A 2,207-nucleotide genomic window follows, 5' to 3' on the forward strand; every position below is an offset into this window, starting at 1 on the left:
CAGCATTGTGTATTTCAGCTACTCAATAATTGGGAAACTTCAGTATAATAACCTCCTAATGCAAAATCAAAGACCTGACCCTGAGGTTTCCTAACTAATTGATTTATTATGGGTTAAAATGACTGGTAGTGGCATTACTGGCCGCCCCCTGATTTTAATACCGCAAAAGGACCGATGACAGTGTTAGGAGTTGATTTAGCGGAGCAAAGTTTCCACAGCAATGGGTAAATAAAAATGCACACCGTAAAATTAAAAATTGAAGATGATATTTATCAAAATATTATGTTTTTATTAAATAATTTAAACTTAAAAGGGCTAGAAATAAAAGAAGAAAAAGTTGAAAATAGTACAAATACAAAATATAAAATACAACAGCTCTTCAAAGCAAAAAAAATAAACGTATTTGCATCCATTGATGACCCCTTAGCATGGCAGGACCAACAAAGAGACGAATGGTAATGGTGTTTTTAGATTCCAATACCATCATATATTTATCTAAAGAGTTGATTGAAATAGAGACTATTTTTAGTGATGATGAAGAGTATGCAGTATCTGTCATCACATATATGGAAGTTTTAGGATATGATTTTGATTCCAATGAAGAAAGAGAGTTTATTGAAGAGCTATTGTCCTCTTTAACTATAATTTATATAGATGAAGCTATATCAAATAAAGTGATCGAACTAAAGAAGGTAGTTAAGATAAAATTACCTGATGCAATTATATGCGCTACCACTATTTTGTATAATTCAGTTTTAATTACAAATGATATTAGATTGAAAAATATACAAGAATTAAAACTAAATTTAATAGGAATTTAAGATTGATAGCTAAAATAAAATTTCAACCTTACTGTCTCTGGCTCCTTTAGTCAATGAATCAAAGGGTAACGTCACCTTTGTCCGATGGGTTAGATGTATTGCCAGTAGAACCCAATATTGCAAGCTATCCAGAGTTCGAAATTTATAACTATCAAGAAGCGATAGAAAAAGCAGATATCATAACTTTTTTGGTTGCACATAAAGAATTTAAAGGTTTGGATATAAAAACAAGTCTGGATTTTTGTGGAGTATTGGTTTGAGGCATAAAAAGAAGAACAGAAATCACGGAACAGCGACTTTAGTCGCTGACGAAACCAAAGACACACAAAAATGCCAAAACACTGTAAATTAACCATAAAGAAAGAAGTAGAGAAATCCAGAAAAATAAGCAAACTCTTTGACTTTTCAATGTCTAAAAGAACCAGTTCCCCGAGCGAAGTCGAAGGGAAAGTGATGAGATTAAAAATCAAGCTGGCTGACCCCCTTGATTCATAATGCAAAATCAAAGACCCCGGTGACTCTCTTAAATCATGGAACAGCGACTTTAGTCGCTGACGAACGAGAAGACGCGGCTAAAGCACGCGTTTCCACGGAACTGCGACGTCAGTCGCAGACGAAACCACAGACACACAAAAATGACTAAATACAGTAAAATAGCAGCTAAGAAAGAAGCAGAGAAATCCATAAAAGAAAGCAAACTCTTTGATTTTTCAATATCTAAAAGAATCTATTCCCTGAGCGAAGTCAAAGAAAAGTGAGAAGATTAAAAATCAAGCTGGCTGACTGACCCCTTGATTTACCTTGATTAATAACCTCCACGACAAAAGCAATAAAAAATAAACAAGTAAAATGCGCTTAACAGAGCAACAAATCAATATAATTCGACACGTTGTTGAAAATTTTGCTGGAAATAATGCATGCGTCACCCTATTCGGATCTAGAGTTGATGATACAAAAAAAGGCGGTGATATAGATTTGCTTATATCCTTACCAGAACGTGTACAGCACCCAGCAGAGTTATCGGCAAAAATAAGTGCCCAATTAATAAGGCGACTTGAAGGTAGGAAAGTAGATGTTATATTATCGGCCCCAAACTTAAAAGACTTGCCCATCTATGCTATCGCACAGCAAACAGGGGTCGTACTATGAGATTAAAGATAGATAAATTAGAGCGAGTAAAATTTTTAAGTCGTGTTGTAAAAAAAGAAATTCACCACCTCAACTATTCGGCAAGTAAAGTATTTAATCAGCCCTTTACTATTGAGCGAGCAAAAAAGTTGGCAAACGACCAGGAGTAAGCTGAACAGGTTGAGGCGTTTACTAGTCGATTTTGTCGCTTACAAGATACCATCGGTGACAAGCTTCTACCCGCATGGCTTGAAATAT

4 protein-coding genes and 1 pseudogene are annotated in these 2,207 nt (G+C 35.0%); all 5 read left to right on the plus strand.

From position 1 onward, the window contains the following. Positions 1 to 234: 234 nt before the first annotated feature. The gene (locus CDZ78_RS16060; RefSeq protein ID WP_087870897.1) at positions 235 to 459 is read left to right on the plus strand and encodes a hypothetical protein; all 225 of its coding nucleotides are present in this window, start codon (positions 235 to 237) and stop codon (positions 457 to 459) included. Continuing rightward, positions 429 to 821 carry a type II toxin-antitoxin system VapC family toxin gene (locus tag CDZ78_RS16065; RefSeq protein WP_087870898.1) on the plus strand — a complete coding sequence of 131 codons (393 nt, stop codon included), beginning with the start codon at positions 429 to 431 and terminating at the stop codon, positions 819 to 821. The genes CDZ78_RS16060 and CDZ78_RS16065 overlap by 31 nt, the downstream gene beginning before the upstream one ends. A 53-nt stretch (positions 822 to 874) precedes the next feature. After that, positions 875 to 1,081 carry a hypothetical protein gene (locus tag CDZ78_RS16070; protein ID WP_174664592.1) on the plus strand — a complete coding sequence of 69 codons (207 nt, stop codon included), beginning with the start codon at positions 875 to 877 and terminating at the stop codon, positions 1,079 to 1,081. Positions 1,082 to 1,670: 589 nt separating this feature from the next. After that, complete coding sequence (locus CDZ78_RS16075) at positions 1,671 to 1,970, plus strand: nucleotidyltransferase domain-containing protein (protein WP_087870899.1); 300 nt, start codon at positions 1,671 to 1,673, stop codon at positions 1,968 to 1,970. Then, positions 1,967 to 2,207: pseudogene (locus tag CDZ78_RS24370) on the plus strand (hypothetical protein); the annotation flags it as partial. The gene CDZ78_RS16075 and the pseudogene CDZ78_RS24370, both read left to right, overlap by 4 nt.

Source organism: Bathymodiolus platifrons methanotrophic gill symbiont, assembly GCF_002189065.1.
Lineage (GTDB): Bacteria > Pseudomonadota > Gammaproteobacteria > Methylococcales > Methylomonadaceae > Methyloprofundus.